The organism is Parasphingorhabdus marina DSM 22363 (assembly GCF_900128895.1).
GTDB classification, from domain to species: domain Bacteria; phylum Pseudomonadota; class Alphaproteobacteria; order Sphingomonadales; family Sphingomonadaceae; genus Parasphingorhabdus; species Parasphingorhabdus marina.
Map to the genome: position 1 here is coordinate 119243 of NZ_FSQW01000002.1, position 20867 is coordinate 140109.

Consider the following 20867-nt stretch of genomic DNA (forward strand, 5'->3'; position numbering starts at 1 on the left):
ATTGACTCATCCGACCGCCATGTCGAGATCACTCAACCGGAAAGCAGGACAGATCATCGGCAAATTCCACCGGTCCAGTGTAGCTTTCCCGGATAGCTGCCATCACCGCGTCACGGTCATCCAGCGCGCGCTGCATGTGATGGGTGAGGACGAGTTTTTTGGCACCGGCTGCCCGTGCAGCTTCACCGATCGACCGGCCATCGCGATGCAATCCGCGCGGTTGTCCGTCGGCCATGGAGATGGCGTTGTGCATCACCATGAGGTCTGGTTGACCATTACGTGTTGCTTCGACGAAGCCTTCGCTAAGGAAGCTCTGGTCACCGGCAAACAGCAGCCTTTTTCCCTTGTGCCGAACCACGAACGCAAGTGCTGGCACTTCAAGATGCTTTACGGCGACGGTATCGATATCCACACCATCCAACCGCCAGACGGCCTGGAGATAATCGCGGCTGGTGACGATATTGCGGACGTTTAGCCGGGGCAGATCGGCGCTGCCATCGAGATAGGGAGCCAGATAGCGCAAGGCTCCTTCAGAGCCCACATAAGCGGCCAGCAATTCAGAGGTTGACGGGAATGTTTCTGATCCATCAGGTCCGGCAATGAGCAGCAGATCCGTGCGTCGGGAAAAACTTCCGGCGTTCAACAGGCCCGGAAGGCCCCCAACATGATCCCCATGAAAATGAGTGAGCAAAATTGCCGTCAGATCTTCGAACCGAGCACCAGCTTCTCCAAACCGGACAAAGCTGCCCGGACCGGCATCAATCAACACGCGGGCCTTGCCATCGATCCAGACAATGTTGCTGGATCCGGCGCGGTGATCATCGGCGATGGGACCACCAGATCCCAGAACCTGCAGAGCCAGAGGATTTGAGGCACAGCTTGTCGGCTCCACCACTTCGTCGCCGGCGGTCGAACATGATGCCAGGCCCAGGATCATGAACAAAGCCCGGATTGCGCTCCTGAAGGAAATCATCATGGCGTCATCCTGATCCAAAAGGACCCGACTTGCAATTGCTCGTGTCACTGACGGTGGCAAAGCGGTGCGGTTGCGCGCATCAACGCCGTCATCTCGCTGTGGGTGACGACGCCCAGTTCACGCAGCTCGATATCCCGGAGAACTGCTGATTTCCCCCAAAAGCTGGTAACAGGACTCAGGCCGCTTCCGCTTTTCGGGCGGCTTTCTTGCGATCATTGGGATCCAGATACCGTTTCCTCAGCCGGACATTCTGCGGCGTGACCTCAACCAGTTCGTCATCGTCGATATAGGCGATGGCCTGTTCCAGCGTCATGATCGTAGGCGGAGTCAAGCGCACAGCATCGTCCTTGCCGGTAGAGCGGAAATTTGTCAGCTGCTTGGATTTCATCGGATTGACATCCAGATCGCCGGGCTTTGCATTCTCGCCGATAATCATGCCTTCGTAGACAGGGGTCTGGCCGCCAATAAACAATATTCCGCGTTCTTCCAGTGCGTTGAGTGCATAGGGCATGGCGGTCCCGGTGCCATTCGAAACCAGAACACCAACCGGCCTGCCATCAATCGCGCCTTTGTACGGGCCATATTTCTCAAACAGGCGGTTCATGATTCCGGTGCCGCGCGTGTCTGACAGGAATTCTCCGTGATACCCGATCAAACCGCGAGACGGTGCGGAAAAGGACAGGCGGGTCTTGCCGCCACCTGAAGGCCGCTGCTCAGTCAGTTCCGCCTTGCGCCGCTGCATCTTGGAAACCACCGTGCTGGCATGCTCATCGTCCACGTCAATCACGACTGTTTCATAGGGTTCGGTGCGCTGGCCATTTTCTTCGCGGTAAAGAACGCGGGGCCGGGAAATGCCGAGTTCAAATCCTTCGCGGCGCATGGTCTCGATCAGGACGCCCAGCTGCAGCTCGCCCCGTCCGGCCACTTCAAAACTGTCCTTGTCTGCACTTTCGGTAATTTTGATGGCGACATTGGATTCTGCTTCGCGCAACAAGCGATCGCGGATCACGCGACTGGTAACCTTGTCGCCTTCGCGGCCGGCGACCGGACTGTCGTTCACTGCGAAGCGCATCGACAGGGTCGGCGGATCAATCGGTTGCGCTTCCAGCGGCTCGGAGACAGACGGATCACAAATGGTGTTTGCGACGGTTGCTTCGGTTAGTCCGGCGAGTGAAATGATGTCACCAGCCTGGGCGCTTTCGACCGGTACGCGTTCCAGACCCCGGAAAGCCATGATTTTGGTTGCGCGGCCACTCTCGACCACATTGCCGTCCATATCCAGCGCGTGGATTGGAGCGTTGATATCAATCTTCCCGCTTTCCACTTTGCCGGTGAGAATGCGACCAACAAAATTGTCCCTGTCGAGAAGGGTTACAAGAAACTTGAAGGCGTCGTCAGGATTGACGTCTGGTTCGGGGACATGATCGATTATCGTGTCGAACAGAGATGACAAATCGCCGTCCCGTACTTCCGGCGTGTCGCCGGCATAGCCATTGCGACCGCTGGCGAACAGGGAAGGGAAGTCGAGCTGCTCGTCATTTGCATCGAGGTTGACGAACAGGTCAAACACTTCGTCGAGAACTTCCTCGGCCCGGCCATCGGGTCGATCAATTTTGTTGACCACCACAATAGGCTTCAATCCCAGCGCCAGCGCTTTGCCGGTGACGAATTTTGTCTGGGGCATGGCACCTTCGGCGCTGTCAACAAGCAGAATAACGCCATCGACCATTGACAGGATCCGCTCCACCTCACCGCCAAAGTCGGCATGGCCGGGCGTGTCCACGATGTTGATCCGGGTACCTTTCCATTCGACACTGGTGCATTTTGCGAGAATGGTGATGCCGCGTTCTTTTTCCAGGTCGTTGCTGTCCATCGCGCGTTCTTCGACGCGCTCGTTGTCGCGGAAGGTTCCCGACTGACGGAAAAGCTGGTCCACCAGGGTGGTTTTTCCATGATCAACATGGGCAATGATTGCAATATTGCGAAGCGACATAAGTTTTCTGCCAGAAAGAGGGGCGGGCGGTGGTTGCTCCAATGCCCGAAATTGCGGGCGCTATAGCGGTGTCACTACCGCAGTGCAACATATGCTTTTACTTGATCGCTCGCGCCAGCTTCTCCGGATTGTACAGCGACTGCGATTCCAGCCTGATGAGTTCATCGCGCAAGGTCGAAAAATCTTCGATGACTTCGCCTATGGGCAAACGATTGTCGCGTTGCTCGTTTGCCAGACTGCGCTGAACCAGCATCAGATCAAGACTGAGCTTCTTCAGAGCTTTGCGCTGCCGGGACAGGTCTGGCGCAACATAGCGTTCATGGATCAATCCCAGTTGATGCCGGGCGCTCGCGAGAAGCAGATGCAGCACATCATCCGCAAGCCGCGCTTTTCCCTGTTCAACAAGCATCAGGGCCTGTTCAATACGACCAAGCGGGTTCTGCACGGTGACCGGCCGCTTTGTTTTGTCACATCCGTCACACAGGGCTCTTATGTAGGACGAAAGTGCAGCAAGCACGGCGTCACTGGGTTCTTCACCGTCAAATTCCTCAACAATCAGCGCCCGGACAAATGTTTCGAGGTCCGGTAGCTCAGCTAAGCGAGACACTTTGCCCGGTTTGGCCAGATCGGGAATCCTGACGGGATTGAAGGTTCCATCCCCGCGTTTCGAGCTGAAGAAGCTGTGCGTAACATCGGCGGTGCCGGGTGCACCTGATACTCCGGGAAACTGGAAATGCGGGTTGTCCCTGCCGTTGGTGTGGCAACTGCCACAACTCAGTCCGGCCTTGGCCGCTTGCCCTCCCAGCAATGTCGGGGTTTCGAACAGGGCGCGGCCAATGGCAATATCCTGACTTTTGTCAGCCAGAACCGCCGAGAGCCGCAAACTTCCGATCGGTTCAGAGGACAGGGCCTCGAACTCCTGGCCCGGAGCGATCCAGCTCAGGGCCCGAAAAGCCGGTTTGTCGGCGGCTTGAGCAGCTGCAACACCGCAAAGCGTCGCGACAATCGCGATCAGGAGGTTTTGGCGTTGTCGATCCACTTGCGCAGTTCATCCGCTTCATGACAACCAAAACTGCAGAGCTCTTCAATCCTCGCCAGATGTTGTCTGGCGCCATCCAAATCCTGGCGTTCAACCTTTAGCTCGCCATAATATTCCAGTGCCCCCAGATGATCGGGCGCCACCGCCAGTGCGCGCTGATAATAATCCTCGGCAACATCAAATCGCTGCATTTTTCGATGAGCGAAGCCGATATATGTCAGGACGTCCGGGTGGGGGCCGACGGCACGAGCTGTGCGGTCAAGCTCAACCAGCGCTTCTTCATAGCGCTTCTCATTGATGAGGCCGACAGCCTCCAGATAAAGCTTGTCGCCGGATTCCAGACTTGCCGTCTGCCATTCCGGTGGAAGGGAAACCGTGATCGTGCCGCCGTTCATGGCCTTTTCGATCTTCGAGATTGCGAGGTTGATCTTTTGGGCATCAGCGCAGCTACCCGCACATTTCGCTTTCTCGGCCTTGATTCCTGCGAGCGTTTTCTCGGCTTTTTCGGTCATGTCCAGTTTCAGATAGACCAGTGAAAGATCCCGGTGGGCATCGATCATTCCCGGTGCATATTTGACCGCTTTTTCGAGTGGTTTTCGTGCACGCTTGTAATTGCCCAGCCGGGCATAGCTGAGGCCAAGCAAATACTGGGCATTGGCATTTTTGGGCGTCACCTTGAGCGTTCTTTTGAATGCTGTCGTGGCCTTTTTATATTCTTTGGCTCGAAAGGCAGTCAGGCCCTTTTGATATTCTACCGCCGGATCATAGCTCGGTGCGCTGCTGCCCGAAAACCCGCCTCCGCCCCCTCCGGCTGCCATTGCCATGGGACTTGCCGAGAGCGCCAGCAGGGCTGCTCCCATTATCGTACGGGACATTCGGGACATTGCTTCCTCCAGCTTGCTCTATGACTGTACCATTATTCGCGTTGAATACCGAAAGGTTACACCAAACTGCCGATTTTCTCCATTGGCAAAATTCCGTGGGTAAAGTGACGTTGCCAAACCGGAAAGCGGGACCGTCAATTTCGCAGCACATACTTGCAATTGCCGTCTATCCCCGCCATTCGGCTGGGCCAGCATGCGAACGATCCGCCTCATTCTCTCCGACAAATTCATCTGGCTGCTCACCATTGCGGTGACACTGGCCACTTTTCTGCCGGTGAGCGGAGCCGCCGTTCCCTATGCAAACTTTGCAGTTTCCGCCGCGATTTTCTGGATTTTCCTGCTTCACGGTATCCGGCTGGAGCGAAAAGAAGTTGTTGAGGGATTTCGGAACTGGCGCCTGCAGTCGACAATCTTCGGATTTGTTTTTGGCGCCATGACGGTAGCGGGCCTGGCATTGTCACTTGTTCTCGATGGTCATATTACCTCGATGATTGCCATAGGATTTCTGTATCTGGGCTGCCTGCCTTCGACCGTCCAGTCTGCTGCCAGTTACACGTTAATTGCCAAAGGCAATGTCGGGGCTTCGGTGGTTGCGGCAGCGGCGGTCAATCTGTCATCCATTGTTTTGACCCCGGTGCTCTTTGCATTGCTCGCGAGCAGTGTTGGAATCATTATTACCGGTTCGTCATTTCTGAAGATCGTGACCATGCTGCTGCTGCCTTTTGCCATCGGACAGGCGATACAATCCCGGGCGCGGCCGTGGATTTTGCGCCACAGGAATTTAACCGGCTGGGCAGACCGGCTCGCAATCAGCCTCGCTGTTTATGTGGCATTCTCGGGCGCAGTTGTTGGCGGGATATGGCAACAGGTCAGCGGGAAGGAGCTGATCCTGGTCGGAGCGGCAACAGCGGCCTTGCTGACATTTGCCTTTGGCGGTGCCTGGAGCCTCGGAAAGTGGCTGGGTTTCGGGTCTGGTGACCGGAAGGCGCTGCTGTTCGGCGGTGCACAAAAAAGCATCGCCGTTGGTGCGCCACTGGCGGCCATATTGTTTCCGCCGGATGCCGCCGGGATGTTACTGGTCCCGCTGCTATTCTATCACCTCAGCAGCCTGACACTGTCCGCGCCGCTTGCCGTCCGGCTGGCCGAAGAATGACAAGCTGCTCCGGACGTGCGCGGACTAGAGTTCGCGCAGTGCTCTTGCCGGTTTTGCCGACAGGACAGGAATAGATCCGATCAGTCCGATGCCCAGTGTGACGACCGCGCCAACAGCGAGGGTCGCCAAAACAATGTCCCAGTCCGGTTGCCAGGTAAATTCGAATATCTGGGTAATGACGAACCAGCCTGACAGGAGACCAAGCCCCAGGGCGACCAGCGACAGAAGAACTGCCAGAACCGCATATTCGATCGCCTGTGCGGTCAAAATCTGGCGGCGGGTCGCACCGAGCAGTTTCAGGATGACACTGTCATAAATCCGCGACTGGCGTGAGGCCGCCACGGCTCCGACGAGCACTGCAATGCCCGAAAAGATGGCAATCGAAGCCGCCGAACCGATAGCGGTTGCCATCTGATCGAGGATCGTACCGATCTGTGAGGCGATTTCCTTGACCTTGACCATCGAAATGGATGGAAAGGCCTGCGGCAGACTACTCAGCAAACCGCTTTCGCGGGTTTCGTCGATCTGGATCGTCGCAGCGACATTATGGGGTGTATTGGCGAGGACGCTGGGCGGAAAGACCAGCACATAGTTGAACCCGAAATTTCTCCAGTTTACTTCACGCAAAGAGGCCACCGTCGACTGAATTTCCACGCCCAGCAGGCTGATGGTCAGGCTGTCACCGACGGAAAGTCCGAGCGCACCGGCCTGTTCCGCATCGACGGAAACCAGTGGCGGTCCATCATAGTCTTCCGGCCACCATTCACCCGCGACAATTTCGCTGCCTTCGGGGATTGTGGCGCTGTAAGTCAGTCCGCGATCGCCCCGGAGGACCCAGGCGCCTTCGGGTATCTGATCGAGTTCAGCCACGACCTGGCCACCATATTCCGTGATGATCCCCCGCAGTGTCGGTACGATATTAATTTGAGCTTCGGGTGCGCGTTCGGTCACCTGTTCCTGGAATTCCGATGCCCGTTCAACCGGGATATCGAGAACGAAAAAGCTCGGCGCTTCGCGTGGCACGCTCAGACGGATTTCATTGGTCAGGCTGGTCTGGATGGCCGCCAGTGTCGCGAACAGCGTCAGGCCGAGTCCCAGCGCCACGACAAGCTGGCCGGTCTGGGCACCGGGGCGATGCAGATTGGTGAGCGCCAGTCTCAATAGCGGCTGTTTGGGACGCGGGGTCTTGCTGGCCAGCCACCGGATTGTGATTCCCAGAAGAGTGAGCAACAGCAGCACGCCCAGGGCGGCCACAATGAACCAGATCGAGAAAAGCGGTTCTCTCGTGCCCCCGACCGCCAGCAATATGATGGCCGCAATTGCCAGTCCCACGGCGAGCCAGGTGGGTCGGTCAAATTGTCGCCAGGGCTTGATCTCCCCCCGGAACAATCCGGCAGCCGGGATCAGTTTGGCGCGGGACAAAGGAGGCAAGGCAAAGATAATCGCAATCAGGAATCCATAGGCTGCGCTAATCGCGAGCGGCAGCGGATAGAGCGCGAAGTCCGGACGGATCGGCAACACGTCACCGGCCACCTGAATGATCAGCAAGGGAACAATAGCACCGACGACCAGACCCGCCACGATTGCAACGAATGCGATCGCAAAGATCTGCAACATGTAGATGCGAAAAATCATGCCGCTATCAGCACCGAGGATTTTCAGCGTGGCGATCGCGCCCTGTTTCCCCCGGAGATAGGAGGCAACGCCATTGCCGACACCAATTCCGGCAATAACCAGCGACGCCAGGCCAACCAGCGTCAGGAATTGCCCCATCCGTTCAATAAACCGCCGTGTGCTGGGTGCGCCGTTATCCCGGGTTTTGACTTCCCAGGCAGCGTTCTTGAACTGCGCTTCCAGTGTGTCGGCCAGCTCCGAAGGGTCTGTTTCCGGCGGCAGTTTCAACCGGTACTTGCCTTCAAAAAGGCTGCCTGGCTGGATGAGGTTGGTACTGCGCAATCCTTCCAGTGACGTGATCGCCACCGGCCCAAGAGAGAGACCCTCGCTCAGCCGGTCCGGCTCGTCACCGATGACTCCCGCAATGGAAAATGCTGCCTCTCCGAATTCGATATTATCTCCCACAGAAAGAGACAGTCGCTGCATTAGCGCCGGTGTCACGTAGATTTCGTCCGCACCAAGCGGTGGCGCCGCTCTGCCATCCGCCAGAGTGAACGTGCCGTATAGGGGGTAGGGTGCGTCCACGCCTTTCAGTTCGACCAGCTGGGTATCGCTGCCATCCGGCAGCCGGGCCATGGCCTGCATGCGCAATGTTTCGGAAAGCTCTCCGGCAGATCGGAGCGTCTCCAGTTCGGTCGGGCTGGCTTCTCGCTGGGCGATGGAAATCTCCAGATCTCCACCCAGAATGGCCTGACCGCGATTGGCGAGTTCCTCGGTTATGGAGTTGGTCAGACTACCAATGGCGGCCAGCGTTGCGACCCCGAGGAAAAGGCAGGTGATCAGCAGGCGCAGGCCGACAAAACGACCCCGCAGGTCCCGGCGCGCTATGGTCCAGGCTTTGCCCCAGCCGCTGTTTTCGGGTGACTGCCTGCTCATGCAGCGCTGTCTTTCTCGATCATGCCATCGCGAAGTTCGATGATGCGGTCACATCTTTTGGCGAGATCCGGATCATGGGTGATGATGAGTAATGTCGCCTGTGTTGCCTGCTGTCGTTCAAACAGAAGTTCGATAATTTTTTCGCCGGTCGCGCCATCCAGATTGCCGGTGGGTTCATCTGCGAAGATGATCCGCGGACGTGACGCCATGGCTCTCGCGATCGCGACCCTCTGTTGTTCGCCACCGGAAAGCTGGGTCGGGTAATGGCCAAGGCGGTCTCCAAGACCGACCGCGGCAAGCTCTTCTGCTGCAATCGTGAACGGATCACCCTGACTGTCCAGCTCCAGAGGAACGGCGACATTTTCCAGCGCCGTCATGGTGGGCAACAGATGGAAAGCCTGCAGGACAATACCGACGCGACCCCGCCGGGCTATCGCCAGCTCGTCTTCGTTCATGCGCCCAAAATCGGCACCGGCAATATGAACTTCGCCACTTGTAGCACGCTCGAGTCCGGAAAGTATCGCCATTAGGGAAGACTTGCCCGAGCCGGAAGGCCCCAGCAGCGCGACGGTTTTTCCTGTCTCGATGGCAAGATTGATCCCGCCGAGAATATCCACCCGGGCTTCGCCTTCTCCCAAAGAAAGGGTGACATTATTCGCCTGGATCGCAATATGGGAATCAGTTTCTGGGGCGTCGCTGGTTGCGGCGTATGTTTGGGCCATGACGGGAAAGGGTATCCGATGTTAAGAACGTTAGTGTCATATGGGTTGTGTATTGCGCTTCTTCAACTTTTGATTGCATGCGGCGCGGCAAGCGATGATGCCGCTACTTCCGAACAGTCCGGATCTGTAGAAAACGGAACAGATACGGCAGAAATCGTCGAAGCGGATCTGCTGGTCGTTGCCTTTGGTGACAGCCTATATGCTGGCTATGGCCTGGACCAGAATGAGGGCTTTGCCCCGGAGCTCGAAAGAGCGCTGCAAACCGCAGGGAAAGATGTTCGCGTACATAATGCCGGTGTTTCCGGCGATACAACGGCAGCCGGTCTGCGCCGCATCGATTTCGTCCTCGACAGTCTGCCCAGAAAACCTGACCTGTTCATTCTGGGTCTGGGCGGCAATGATGTATTGCGGGGGCTGAAACCTTCCGAAACCCGGGCAAATATGGAGGCCATGGTCAAAAAGCTGAAGGATCGGGATATCCCGATTATGTTGACGGGGATGCTGGCGCCGCCAAATCTCGGCAAGGAGTTTAGCGACGAGTTCAATATCGTGTTTCCGGCAATGGCACAGAAATATGACACGGCGCTCTATCCCTTCTTTATGGACGGGCTGGTTGGGAAGGCCGATTTATTGCTCGATGACGGCCTGCATCCCAGCGCGGCGGGCATTGACCTGATCGTCGAAAAGATCACGCCGACAGTATTGTCAGCCCTGCCTGGGGACGAAGCGGCGGGCGGATAACATGGCTGGAACAACTGGACGCTTGTTCGGCTCCCTTGCCTTAACTGTATTATTATTGTAATACAGCTGTTGAAGCGCTTGAAAAACGCGGCATTTATATCCATTTGTGCTATGATGCTGCATGAGAGACAGCGATATGGAGAATTGACCTGATGGCCACCGAAACAAAGACCGCAACTGAAGATCTGACCCTTACCCCGCCTGATCCGGTGGTTGCGGTAGAACCGACCAAGGCCGCAGGGCTTGTGCCTGTTGGAGACGAGATCAAATCCAAGCTCGAGGAAAAGGTCGACGGGTTCATTGAGGATCTGATCGCGCAGGACGAGAACAGCCCGGAATTCGGCAAAAAAGTTGACCAGATTACCAATATGGGTCGCAAGGAAATTGCCGAAGCGGCCGGCCAGTCCAATCGCTTCCTTGATCGCCCCATCCGGTCGATGGACGAGGAAAGTGGTATCGGTGCCGATCTGGCGGAATTGCGCCGGACGGTGGAAGATCTTGACCCCGGCAAACGTGGCGATCTGACAACAAAAAGAAAGTTGTTCGGGATCATTCCTTTCGGCAACAAGCTGCGCAACTATTTTGATGGCTACAAAAGCGCCCAGGGCCATATCGGGTCCATCCTCGATCGCTTGCGCTCGGGCAAGGATGAGCTGCTCATGGATAATGCAGCGATCGATGTGGAGCGCAAGAATCTGTGGGCGGCAATGGGACGTCTGGAACAGATGATTCACGTGTCCCAGACGATGGACCAGCGCCTGGAAGACAAGGCTGCCGAACTCGACGCAACAGATCCGGCAAAAGCCAAGGCCTTGCGCGAAAGTGCGCTGTTTTACGTGCGCCAGCGGACCCAGGACCTGATGACCCAAATGGCCGTGACGGTGCAGGGCTACCTCGCGCTGGATCTGGTCAAGAAGAACAATGTCGAACTGGTGAAAGGCGTCGACCGGGCAAGCACGACGACTGTGGGTGCCCTTCGGACCGGTGTGACCGTTGCCCAGGCGCTGACCAACCAGAAACTGGTGCTGGATCAGATCACGGCTCTCAATACCACGACAGCAGGGGTAATCGACTCCACCAGCGAGATGCTGAAGAACCAGACTGGCCAGATTCACGAGCAGGCCGCGTCTTCAACCATCCCGCTCGAGACGCTGCAACGCGCGTTCCAGAATGTTTATGACACGATGGACAATATCGACACGTTCAAGATCAAGGCCCTCGAAAACATGAAAACAACCGTGAATTCGCTGTCCGGTGAGATCGAAAAGTCCAAAGGCTATATCGCCCGGTCAGAAGGTCAGGCCAAGGCCCAGCTCGAAGCTCCGGCCGACAATCCACTGAGTGCACTGGAGGAATAACCTGTGGCGATTGGCGAAACATCGGACCAGATCATGGCCAGTGCCAATCGCGCACTGAAGGATTCCCAATTCCGGCGATCAATCGGGCACAAATCCCATCAAATGAAGCGTGGACATTTTTTCAAGAAACTGGGCCGTGCGGCGCTGATAACGGCCGGCGTTCTGGTTGGTGCGAGCATTGTCGGCGGAATTTTGAACGGTATCGGTTTTTGGGGCGTGATGATCTCCGCCGGGCTGATTGCCGGAGGAATCTGGGCGGCGATGAAATTTCCGAAGATGAAGATCCCGACGCCGGAATCGCTGGTGCAATCGGATCTCAAGTCCCTGGCCGGAAAAACCGAGATCTGGCTGGAGGCGCAACGTCCGGCTCTACCAAAACCTGCGATCAAGATCGTCAATAATATCGGCACCCAGCTCGACATGCTGTCACCGCAATTGCAGAAACTCAATGAGGGTGATGCCGCCGCTTACGAAATCCGCAAGCTGATGGGTGAGCATCTGCCCGAACTGATATCTGGCTATCGCGCCATTCCGGAATCGATGCGCAATCAGGACAATGATCACGGAAAGACTCCCGACGAGCAACTGATTGGCGGGCTCAGCCTGATCGAGAAGGAAATTGCCGGGGTTACCCAGCAAATTGCCAAAGGCGATATCGACAATCTCTCCATCCGCGGACGCTATCTTGAGCTCAAATATGACAAGAGTGCCGAAGCCGAGACTTGAACCTGGTCTTGACCGGCATGGCCATCATCAGAATGTGATGGCGTTGCAAGCCCTTTAAATCGCGCTGCTCTGAAGCTCGTTCCGCTGGGACGCGAGGCAAATCACTCGTGGACAAGTATCGCCAGCTGTGAAAGGGGCTTGAATCGATTCAAGTGAATTCCAGAGACAAAAAAGAAGAGGACGATCATGAAGGCACTATTTGATGTAAGCGGCAAGGTTGCAGTGGTAACCGGCGGATCCAGCGGGATCGGGGCGATGATGGCTCGCGGCCTGCTGGAAAACGGCGCCCGTGTCTACATTACCGCGCGCAAGGTGGAACGGCTTGAGGCCATGGCGGAAGAACTGTCGCAATATGGCGAATGCATCGCCATCCCGGCCGACATGTCTAGCGTGGATGCCATTGAAGAGCTGGTTTCCGCTATCAGTGCCAAGGAAGACCATGTCGATATCCTGATCAACAATGCCGGAGCCAACTGGGCCGCGCCGATCGAGACTTTTCCGGAAGGCGGCTGGGACAAGGTGATGGATATCAATATCAAATCGATCTTTTTCGCGACCCAGAAATTCCTGCCGCTGCTGAAAGCGGCGGGAGATGCCGAAGATCCGGCCCGGGTAATCAACATTGCCTCGATCAACGGGATCCGCAATTCGGGCATGCCGACCTATGCCTATTCCGCGAGCAAATCCGGCGTCATTCACCTGACCGAGCATCTGGCTACGGACCTGTCGCCGTACTACATCAACGTCAATGCCATCGCGCCGGGTCTGTTTCCGAGCAACATGACGAAGCAGATTGTCGAGAATGAAGAAATGACCAAGATGGCGATTTCGCAAATTCCGCGGGGCAGGGCCGGGACACCGGAAGATATTGCCGGAACCGCGCTCTACCTCTCGTCCCGGGCCTCGGCCTGGGTTGTCGGGCATACGATTGTCCTGGATGGCGGGATGATTTCGAGGCCCTGATCAGCTGCGCGCAGCGAGTATCTCCTTGTTGCGCGCTTCTACAGCCCGCAGACCCTTGAACACGCTCAGGCCGGGATCGGTATGGCCACGGTGGCCCAGATTGTGCAGCTGTTCGTAGAACCAGTAGATATTGGCGAAACCGTCAATTGCCTTGACCATCTGGAACCGTTTGAGGAAACCCAGCCAGTCCGGAATCAGTTGCAGCTGGTTTTCATATCGCGGCAATTCGTCGCGGCCTGCCAGCAACTGGTTGGGCGCGTCGGTCATCACGCACATCGGTCGCCCCAGGCCAATGACATCGGCCGCGCCATCAGCCAGTGCCTGTTCCATCGCGGCTCGGGTGCGAAAACCACCCGTGACCATCAGCGGCACCTTGACGGATTCCTGCATGGCCTTCGCAAAGTCGACAAAATAGGCCTCGCGCGCCTGGGTTGAAGGCGCGACATTCTGTTCTTCTTTTTCTTCCATGCCCTCAGCCCCCATAAGAGCAGGCTGTTCATAGGTACCGCCCGATATCTCGATCAGGTCAACACTGGCTGCTTCCAGCCACTGCACAACCTGCAGACTGTCTTCAAAGGCAAAGCCGCCTTTCTGAAAGTCCGCGCTGTTGAGCTTCACTGAGATCGGAAAGTCCGGTCCGACGGCTGCCCGGGTTTTTGCAATGACGGCGAGTAGAAAGCGGGCCCGGTTCTCGAGGCTGCCACCATATTTGTCCGTGCGCTGATTGGCTCGCGGGCTCAGAAAACTACTCAGCAAATAGCCATGGGCGGAATGGATCTGCACACCAGTGAATCCGGCCGCCTGGCAAGTTGCAGCGGCGAGAGCAAAGCGATCGACGAGCTCCTCGATTTCGGCTTCGGTCAAGGCTACCGGCTCTCCGAACTGGCCGCCCGGCAAGCCCAGCTTGACCACGGAAGGGGCTTTGGGATTCTTGTTCACATTGGCCTGTGTCTGACGCCCGGCGTGGCTGATCTGGGCCCAGAAATGATTCCCGTTCCTCGTTGCCACTTCCGCCCAGCTTTTCAGCGCCGCTTTCATTTCCTCATCCGCGGGGCGATCGATGACGACATTGCCGGGGCGTTCGAGATGATCCCGGTCAATCTGGATATTGCCGCTGAGCAACATGCCGGCGCCGCCATCGGACCAGATGCCATAAAGCCGTTCCAGTTCCTTTGTTGGCACTCCATCAGGCGTCGCCATACCTTCTGTCATGGCACCCTTTGCCAAGCGGTTTGAGAGGGTCGCGCCGCAGGGCAGGGTGATCGCGCTGTCCAGTGTAACTGTCATGCCATTGATGCTTTCGATTGAATTGCGAATGAAAACTGATTCTGGTCATTTCCGGGAAATTTGCAAGCAATTCCGGATATTAACCCTGTAATGTGCTGAATCAGGGGACATTTGGCTTTTGCTTAATTTTCGGTATAGTGGAGGGGCCAGCATCGGGAGTACACCGGGCGGCAAGGAACTGGACGCCATGAGGGGAAGACATATGGTTACAGCGGCCTCGCAAAGATCAACACGCAAATCCGTGGCGATCAGTCGCAAAGACAGCAAGATTCAATCATCGCATTCTGTCCGCTGGGACAAGAAGATGAGCAACCACTGTGCCGGTGCGCTGCTCTTTTATACGATGATGCAAATTTTCTTTGTTCTGAGCTTCATCGAAACCAAGGGCATGTCCATTGCGCCCTATTTCGGTCTGGTACTTCTGGTCGCAATCATTATCCCTTTTTGCCGCAGATATGAAAAACGATGGGAGGAACTGGCGAAGTCCAGCATTCCCGAAACCAATATGGCGCTGCGTTTCCGGCGGGATGCGATCACTCTCTGGCTGCTGGCCATCGGATTACCCATCATCTTCGTTGGGATCATCCAGCTTTTCGCCTATATTTTCTGACATCTGGCGCTTGATCAAGCACCGATATTTTTGAATTCCTGACAGCTGTAACCGGCATGACATTGACGCTCGCCGGTCCCGCACCTATGTGCTGTGCATGCTGAAACCTGAAGAAGCGCAGGACCGCGCCGACGCCCTTATTTCCCAGGCCAGAAAATCCGGAGCCGATGCTGCGGATGCGATCTATGTATGTGATGCCTCGACCCAGGTGCAAATGCGGCTGGGGCAGCTGGAAGATGTGGAGCGGTCCGAAGGCGAAGAAATCGGCCTGCGCGTATTTGTCGGAAAGCGGTCCGCCACGGTGTCATCTTCGGATATGAATCCCGACATTCTGGAAGGTCTGGTCGGCAGAGCGATGGACATGGCACGGGAAGCCCCTGAGGATGATTATGCCGGTCTGGCTCCCAAGGAACTGATTGCAAAATCGGGTCTCCCCGCAATTGACGGCGATGACGGTGTCGAACCGGATCCGGCAGAATTGCGCGAAATGGCGCTGCAGGCGGAGAATGCCGCCCGGGCGGTTGAAGGCGTTACCAACAGTGAAGGCGGCGGGGCTTCGGCCGGACGGTCCATCGTGGCACTGGCCACCAGCCACGGCTTTTCCGGTGCCTATTCCACCAGCGGCTATGGCGTTTCAGCGAGCGTCATCGCGGGTAGTGGTGATGGTATGGAAAGGGACTATGCCTATCACAGCACCCGGCATTTCGAAGATCTCGACAACCCTGCGGACATTGGGGAAAAGGCTGGCAACAGGGCGGTATCGCGTCTTAACCCGGTGGAGTTTGAAAGCGGCGCCATGCCGGTGGTGTTCGATCCGCGCATCAGCAGTTCGCTGCTGGGGCATTTTGTCGGAGCGATTTCCGGCAGCAGCATCGCACGCAAAACCAGTTTTCTGCTTGATGCGCTGGATAGCCAGGTGTTTGACTGTGCTATCAATATTATCGACTGCCCGCATCGCAAGCGCGGCCTGCGGTCCAAGGCATTTGATGGCGAGGGATTACCGACCGCAAAGGCCAGGCTCATTGAGAACGGTCGATTGACACAATGGATCATGGAAAGCGCATCGGCCCGGCAACTCGGGCTGCAACCGACCGGCCATGCCTCGCGCGGTGTCGGTGGGGCACCGGGCGTCAGCGTGACCAATTTGCACATGTGCAATGGCGAAGTCAGCCGCGAGGATCTGATCAGTGATATCAGGCTGGGCGTGCTGGTCACGGAACTGATCGGGCAGGGGGTCAATCCTGTCACTGGTGATTATAGCCGCGGCGCAGGTGGTTTTCTGATTGTCGACGGAGAAATCGGTGCGCCGGTATCCGAAATCACCATTGCGGGAAACCTGAAGGACATGTTTGCAAGCCTGACCCCGGCAAATGACCTGACCTATCGCCACGCGATAAATACACCAACCTTGCGGACCGACAGCATGACGGTCGCCGGTGGCTGATATGGATTTTGACCAGCTGATCCAGATAACCGGGGAAGCCGGGGATCTTGCCATGCGCGACTGGCAATCGGGCAAGAAGGCATCCGGGACGTGGGAGAAATCGCCTGGTCAGATCGTCAGTGATGCCGATATTGCGGTCGACCGGTTCTTGCGTGCACGCCTCGAACAACTACTGCCAGCGGCGGGCTGGCTTTCGGAAGAAACCCATATTGACCATAGCGGGGCCGGCGATGAGCTGACCTGGGTTGTCGACCCTATTGACGGTACAAAGGATTTTGTTGCGGGAAAACCCGGCTGGTGCGTTTCGGTTGCTCTGGTGCAAAACGGGGCGCCAATTTTCGGTGTCCTCAATGCCCCGGCCATGGATGAAATGTGGGTGGCCAAGGCGGGAAGTCACACCGAGCTAAACGGCAAGGCGCTCTCGGCCAGCCGTCGCGCGGAATATGATGGGTGCCGGATACCGGCAGAAAACTTACCCCCGGAGATCAAACTGACCTCTGTTTTCAAACCGAACAGCATAGCGTTGCGCATGGCGATGGTTGCTGATGATCGTGCCGACCTGGTGGCTTCCACGCGCTGGGGTCATGAATGGGATATTGCCGCCGCACACGTCATTGCCGAGGAAGCCGGTGCCAGTGTCACCGATGCCCTCGGCAAATCGCTGGCCTATAACGGAACCCACGGCAAAGCCCTTGGTGTCCTGTGCTGCTCCGGCGGAATATATGATGCGGCGGTGGAGCGGCTAGCCAAATTCGCGGCCAATGCCGAGGGTGAGCCCTGAACAGCTTTATTGTTGCGGCCGCGGTCTGGTCCACAGACCGGCACGATCAACTTCGGATGGCTGGAGAACCGCCTGACCAAATGCCCGGGCAATCCAGGCCAGTTTCGCCTTTTTCCCGACAACGACCCGTTGCCGTAAAGCGGCTTCCGGATCTTTCGCCACTTTGCGTGCGATTTCGCCGTAGATGCCGGCAGCAGCCAATACCGCCCAGCGGCAGCGAAAGGGCAGCCGGGAAGCGCCGACCCGGGCGGATGCGGCATAGCCTTCGGCGCGGGTACAAAGCTGATTCACCAGAGCAGCAGTGGCCGCCCGGTTGCCGAGTGCCAGCATGTTCTCCTGATTGAGATCCTGCTCGCGCAGCCATTGCTTTGGCAGGTAGCAGCGCCCCGCTTCAGCATCTTCAGCGATATCCCGTGCAATATTGGCGAGCTGAAATGCCAGACCCAGATCGCAGGCCCGGTCCAGCGTGTCCTCGTCGCTCGATGGAATGCCCATGACAATGGCCATCATGCAGCCGACCGCACCGGCGACGTGATAGCAATATTGCATCAGATCACCTTCGGAATCCGGACGCCAGTCCCGGGCATCGAGGGCAAATCCGTCAATCAGATCGTCCGCGAGCGCCTTGGGTACCTGACATTCCTCAGCAACGCGTCCAATGGCATCAAAGGGCGGATTGCCCGTCTGCTTTCCGTCAAAGGCCTGGGCCGTCATCCTGCGCATGTCAGCCACGGTTTTTTCCGGATCGGCGACTGCCGACATCCCGTGGCCATGATCCTGGCCGTCCGCCATATCGTCACAAGCCCGACACCAGAAATAGAGCAACCAGACCCGCTCGCGCACCGTAGCCGGAAACAGCCGGGAAGCCTGTGCAAAGGATTTTGATCCCCGCTCGATACTGGCCCTGGCCAGCCCGACAAGTTCTTCCCGGTTCACTGCGGTCCTTACCCGAGATCCTCGATCATCAGCTCGGCCGTGGCCTTGGCGCTACCAACGACGCCCGGAATTCCGGCACCGGGATGGGTTCCGGCACCGACAAAATACAGGTTGCTGATCACGTCATCACGATTGTGCACCCGGAACCAGGCGCTCTGGGTCAGCAGGGGTTCGAGGCTGAAAGCGCTGCCGAGATGGGCGTTGAGATCCGTGCCGAAGTCCTGAGGCGTGTAGTGGAAACTGGTGATGATCCGATCATGAATGTCGGGGATAAGACGCTTGCCGATCTCGTCCAGTATGCGTTTTTCATAAATTGGGCCCATTTCTTCCCAGTCAATGGGCAATTTGCCCTGATGCGGGACCGGAGCGAGGACGTAGAAAGTGCTGTGACCCTCGGGTGCCATTTCCGGATCGGTAATGGTTGGATGGTGGAGATAGAGCGAGAAATCTTCCGGCAAGACGCCATTATTGTAGATGTCCTCGAGCAGGCCCTTGTAGCGTGGACCGAACAGGATCATGTGGTGCGGAATTCCGGGCCAGCTGCCCTTTAGTCCGAAATGGACGACAAAAAGGGAAGGGGAATATTTCTTTCTCTTCAAGGATTTGGTGACAGTCTGGCTGCGATGCTGGTGTCCCAGCAGGTCGCGATAGCTGTGCATGACATCCGCATTCGACGCGACCGCGTCAAATTCCTCTGACCAGCCCGATTTGCACTCCACGGCGGAGGCCTTGTCGCCCACCGTATCAATGCGAACCACCGGATCAGCCAGACGGATGGTTCCACCGATCCGCTCGAAATGCTTGACCATGGCAGCGACGAGCATGTTGGTTCCGCCTTTTGCAAACCAGACACCGCCCAGCCGTTCCAGCTTGTGGATCAGCCCGTATATGGCGCTGGTCGTCATCGGATTGCCGCCGACCAGCAGCGATTGAAAGGACAGAAACTCTCGCAGTTTCTCGTTTTTGACGAAAGTGGAAACCTTCGCATAAACCGAACGGTAGGCCTGGAATTTCATCAATGCCGGAGCCGCGCTGACCATCGATTTGAAGTCCAAAAACGCCGTGGTGCCCAGCTTGACATAACCTTCTTCATAAAGACCGCCGCTATATTCCAGGAAGCGTTCATATCCCTCGACATCATCCGGCTCGATCTTCGCAATTTCCTCGCGTAACTGTTCGGGATCATTGACATAATCGAAATTGGTGCCGTCAGGCCAGTTGAGACGGTAAAAGGGTGAGACTGGCATCAATTCAATGTCTTTCGCCATGTCATGGCCAGTCAGTTCCCACAGCTGGCTCAGGCAATCCGGATCTGTAATCACCGTCGGGCCGCCATCAAAGATGAAGCCATCTTTCTCCCAGTAATATGCCCGCCCGCCCGGTTTGTCCCGGCTTTCCAGAATAGTGGTCTGGATACCGGCGGACTGCAGTCGAATGGCCAGTGCCAGGCCGCCAAAGCCGGAGCCGATTACAGCTGCCTTTCGAAAAAGGCCAGGTTGGGAAGAGGGAGTTTCGGTCATGGGATGGGTGCTCATCGATATTTCATCATCAAGGGTAGGGCGCGGCGAATGGGAATGGGCGGCTTGCCCGACAGCAAGGCTGCCTGATCCCGCCTGGTAGTTTTCCCTGCGTAAAAGCGTGCCAGCAGATCTTCGTCTTTGCTGTAGGTATGCTGCAGGGTAAGATAGCGTTTGTCCGGATCTGCACCCTTGAACAGGAAAGCGCAAAGCATGCGGTAGAATTTTCCACTCTTCCAATGCTTTGTAGCCATATCCTTTAGTGCTTCATCGAGGTTTGACTGGGTGATGTCCGGCATTTTTGCGATCAGTACTGCGCTCTGTACGGCCATCGGCAGCGAGTAGCTTGTAATCGGCTGAATCAGCGCGGCGCGCGTTCCGGCCCTTGCATCTGGCCCGTCATTCTCTTTCCAGAACGACCGGAAATCACCGCCATATATGACAGGTAGCTGCCCATGTTCTTCGCTGACAATAGCATCGATATGCCACTCCTGATCAGCTGCATAGCCCGCAATTGATGCGCGCAGGGCGTCGGGGTCGAGATCCCTGGTATCGGAATAATATGTGTCCTCGACGAAGATCTGTTTCTCACCAAAAGGCAGGCAGTAGACAAATCGATAGCCATCACTCTGGTCGACCGTCGCATCCATGATGACCGGTCGTTCCAGCCCGTGAGGTTCGTGCAATTTCAGCATCTGCCCGAAAAACTTCTGCCAGCCAAATTCGAGCGCATCGATGTTCCCGCCGCCACGCACGTCGATTACTGCCTTGGCCGCGATGTCTTCGCCCTTTTCGAGTTTCACCAGACCGTCCCCGATACAGCTGATCCTTTTTCCGGTTATCAAGCTGGATTTCGGTAGTTTTTCCCTTAGAAAACTGTCGAAATTGGCAGATTCTATCGAGTTGTAACCATTTGCGATGCTCCGGCTAAACTCCGGAAAGTGCACGTCATAGCTGTCCCAGTGGCGAGAGATCAGTGGTTCAACCAGCCATTTGTTTTCCGGGTCCACGTCACTGTCAAAAAAGGACCAGATGTGACTGCCGCCGAACCGGTCTTCCGCCTCGATCAGGGCGACATCCAGCTCGGGTCGCAGCTCCTGCAACGCCACTGCGATCAGTCCGCCGGCCAGACCGCCACCGGCAATGGCCAGGTCATATGAGTTTTGGGAAGCGGAACTGCCGGACAT

Annotated in this window: 18 protein-coding genes; 8 read left to right on the plus strand and 10 right to left on the minus strand. The window is 56.8% G+C overall.

Translation table 11 applies throughout. The features are described from left to right. Positions 1 to 28: 28 nt before the first annotated feature. From BUQ90_RS10135 to BUQ90_RS10150, 4 genes are all read right to left on the minus strand, one after another. Positions 29 to 976 (minus strand): MBL fold metallo-hydrolase, encoded by a 948-nt coding sequence (locus BUQ90_RS10135; protein ID WP_143182836.1) that lies wholly within the window; start codon positions 974 to 976, stop codon positions 29 to 31. 175 nt (positions 977 to 1151) lie between these two features. Continuing rightward, a complete protein-coding gene (gene typA / locus BUQ90_RS10140) occupies positions 1152 to 2969 on the minus strand; it encodes a translational GTPase TypA (RefSeq protein WP_074205120.1) in 1818 nt (605 codons plus the stop codon). 97 nt (positions 2970 to 3066) lie between these two features. Then, on the minus strand, positions 3067 to 4008 hold the full coding sequence (locus tag BUQ90_RS10145; RefSeq protein ID WP_074205121.1) for a hypothetical protein: 942 nt from the start codon (positions 4006 to 4008) through the stop codon (positions 3067 to 3069). Next, complete coding sequence (locus BUQ90_RS10150) at positions 3981 to 4883, minus strand: tetratricopeptide repeat protein (RefSeq protein ID WP_159437087.1); 903 nt, start codon at positions 4881 to 4883, stop codon at positions 3981 to 3983. Before BUQ90_RS10150 ends, BUQ90_RS10145 begins: the two co-directional genes overlap by 28 nt. A gap of 202 nt (positions 4884 to 5085) precedes the next feature. Here BUQ90_RS10150 and BUQ90_RS10155 point away from each other — a divergent pair, with 202 nt between their 5' ends. Continuing rightward, positions 5086 to 6045, plus strand: coding sequence for a bile acid:sodium symporter family protein (locus tag BUQ90_RS10155; RefSeq protein ID WP_074205123.1), 960 nt, complete (start codon positions 5086 to 5088; stop codon positions 6043 to 6045). Positions 6046 to 6069: 24 nt separating this feature from the next. On the opposite strand, the gene BUQ90_RS10160 is transcribed toward BUQ90_RS10155, so the two are convergent. Then, the gene (locus BUQ90_RS10160) at positions 6070 to 8595 is read right to left on the minus strand and encodes an ABC transporter permease (protein ID WP_074205124.1); all 2526 of its coding nucleotides are present in this window, start codon (positions 8593 to 8595) and stop codon (positions 6070 to 6072) included. Continuing rightward, on the minus strand, positions 8592 to 9317 hold the full coding sequence (locus tag BUQ90_RS10165; protein ID WP_074205125.1) for an ABC transporter ATP-binding protein: 726 nt from the start codon (positions 9315 to 9317) through the stop codon (positions 8592 to 8594). Before BUQ90_RS10165 ends, BUQ90_RS10160 begins: the two co-directional genes overlap by 4 nt. 33 nt (positions 9318 to 9350) lie before the next feature. On the opposite strand from BUQ90_RS10165, the gene BUQ90_RS10170 reads away from it, so the two are divergent. The 4 genes from BUQ90_RS10170 to BUQ90_RS10185 all read left to right on the plus strand — a co-directional run bounded on the left by BUQ90_RS10170 (position 9351) and on the right by BUQ90_RS10185 (position 13105). Further along, positions 9351 to 10058: an arylesterase gene (locus tag BUQ90_RS10170; protein ID WP_239447409.1), complete on the plus strand. Its 708-nt coding sequence runs from the start codon at positions 9351 to 9353 to the stop codon at positions 10056 to 10058. Positions 10059 to 10210: 152 nt separating this feature from the next. Then, positions 10211 to 11416: a toxic anion resistance protein gene (locus tag BUQ90_RS10175; RefSeq protein ID WP_074205127.1), complete on the plus strand. Its 1206-nt coding sequence runs from the start codon at positions 10211 to 10213 to the stop codon at positions 11414 to 11416. Between the two features lie 3 nt (positions 11417 to 11419). Next, on the plus strand, positions 11420 to 12142 hold the full coding sequence (locus tag BUQ90_RS10180) for a hypothetical protein (RefSeq protein WP_084192663.1): 723 nt from the start codon (positions 11420 to 11422) through the stop codon (positions 12140 to 12142). Between the two features lie 186 nt (positions 12143 to 12328). Then, a complete protein-coding gene (locus BUQ90_RS10185) occupies positions 12329 to 13105 on the plus strand; it encodes a glucose 1-dehydrogenase (protein WP_074205128.1) in 777 nt (258 codons plus the stop codon). On the opposite strand, the gene BUQ90_RS10190 is transcribed toward BUQ90_RS10185, so the two are convergent. After that, entirely contained in the window at positions 13106 to 14392 is a 1287-nt protein-coding gene (locus BUQ90_RS10190) for an NADH:flavin oxidoreductase/NADH oxidase family protein (RefSeq protein ID WP_074205129.1), read from the minus strand. It abuts the gene before it with no gap. A gap of 304 nt (positions 14393 to 14696) precedes the next feature. Between BUQ90_RS10190 and BUQ90_RS10195 the strand changes: the two genes are divergently transcribed. The 3 genes from BUQ90_RS10195 (at position 14697) to BUQ90_RS10205 (ending at position 17227) form a co-directional block, all read left to right on the plus strand. Beyond that, a complete protein-coding gene (locus BUQ90_RS10195; protein WP_159437088.1) occupies positions 14697 to 15002 on the plus strand; it encodes a hypothetical protein in 306 nt (101 codons plus the stop codon). A gap of 97 nt (positions 15003 to 15099) precedes the next feature. Continuing rightward, a complete protein-coding gene (locus tag BUQ90_RS10200) occupies positions 15100 to 16446 on the plus strand; it encodes a TldD/PmbA family protein (protein WP_074205131.1) in 1347 nt (448 codons plus the stop codon). Position 16447: 1 nt separating this feature from the next. Next, a complete protein-coding gene (locus BUQ90_RS10205) occupies positions 16448 to 17227 on the plus strand; it encodes a 3'(2'),5'-bisphosphate nucleotidase CysQ (RefSeq protein WP_074205132.1) in 780 nt (259 codons plus the stop codon). A 6-nt stretch (positions 17228 to 17233) separates the two neighbouring features. Here the strand turns inward: BUQ90_RS10205 and BUQ90_RS10210 are convergent, their stop codons facing one another. Genes BUQ90_RS10210 through crtY form a run of 3 tightly spaced genes read right to left on the minus strand, consistent with a single transcriptional unit; the run spans position 17234 to position 20867 of the window. Next, positions 17234 to 18163: a phytoene/squalene synthase family protein gene (locus BUQ90_RS10210; RefSeq protein ID WP_074205133.1), complete on the minus strand. Its 930-nt coding sequence runs from the start codon at positions 18161 to 18163 to the stop codon at positions 17234 to 17236. Between the two features lie 8 nt (positions 18164 to 18171). Then, on the minus strand, positions 18172 to 19698 hold the full coding sequence (locus BUQ90_RS10215; protein WP_420812014.1) for a phytoene desaturase: 1527 nt from the start codon (positions 19696 to 19698) through the stop codon (positions 18172 to 18174). Then, positions 19695 to 20867, minus strand: a complete 1173-nt coding sequence (gene crtY / locus BUQ90_RS10220) for a lycopene beta-cyclase CrtY (RefSeq protein ID WP_074205134.1) — start codon at positions 20865 to 20867, stop codon at positions 19695 to 19697. Before crtY ends, BUQ90_RS10215 begins: the two co-directional genes overlap by 4 nt.

Excerpts from the sequence above, each read along its gene's own strand:
- BUQ90_RS10135 (WP_143182836.1), bottom strand. The coding sequence starts at position 976 with ATGATGATTTCCTTCAGGAGCGCAATCCGGGCTTTGTTCATGATCCTG.
- typA (WP_074205120.1), bottom strand. The coding sequence starts at position 2,969 with ATGTCGCTTCGCAATATTGCAATCATTGCCCATGTTGATCATGGAAAA.
- BUQ90_RS10150 (WP_159437087.1), bottom strand. The coding sequence starts at position 4,883 with ATGTCCCGTACGATAATGGGAGCAGCCCTGCTGGCGCTCTCGGCAAGT.
- BUQ90_RS10155 (WP_074205123.1), top strand. The coding sequence starts at position 5,086 with ATGCGAACGATCCGCCTCATTCTCTCCGACAAATTCATCTGGCTGCTC.
- BUQ90_RS10160 (WP_074205124.1), bottom strand. The coding sequence starts at position 8,595 with ATGAGCAGGCAGTCACCCGAAAACAGCGGCTGGGGCAAAGCCTGGACC.
- BUQ90_RS10165 (WP_074205125.1), bottom strand. The coding sequence starts at position 9,317 with ATGGCCCAAACATACGCCGCAACCAGCGACGCCCCAGAAACTGATTCC.
- BUQ90_RS10175 (WP_074205127.1), top strand. The coding sequence starts at position 10,211 with ATGGCCACCGAAACAAAGACCGCAACTGAAGATCTGACCCTTACCCCG.
- BUQ90_RS10185 (WP_074205128.1), top strand. The coding sequence starts at position 12,329 with ATGAAGGCACTATTTGATGTAAGCGGCAAGGTTGCAGTGGTAACCGGC.
- BUQ90_RS10190 (WP_074205129.1), bottom strand. The coding sequence starts at position 14,392 with ATGACAGTTACACTGGACAGCGCGATCACCCTGCCCTGCGGCGCGACC.
- BUQ90_RS10195 (WP_159437088.1), top strand. The coding sequence starts at position 14,697 with ATGAGCAACCACTGTGCCGGTGCGCTGCTCTTTTATACGATGATGCAA.
- BUQ90_RS10200 (WP_074205131.1), top strand. The coding sequence starts at position 15,100 with ATGCTGAAACCTGAAGAAGCGCAGGACCGCGCCGACGCCCTTATTTCC.
- BUQ90_RS10205 (WP_074205132.1), top strand. The coding sequence starts at position 16,448 with ATGGATTTTGACCAGCTGATCCAGATAACCGGGGAAGCCGGGGATCTT.
- BUQ90_RS10215 (WP_420812014.1), bottom strand. The coding sequence starts at position 19,698 with ATGAGCACCCATCCCATGACCGAAACTCCCTCTTCCCAACCTGGCCTT.
- crtY (WP_074205134.1), bottom strand. The coding sequence starts at position 20,867 with ATGTCCGGCAGTTCCGCTTCCCAAAACTCATATGACCTGGCCATTGCC.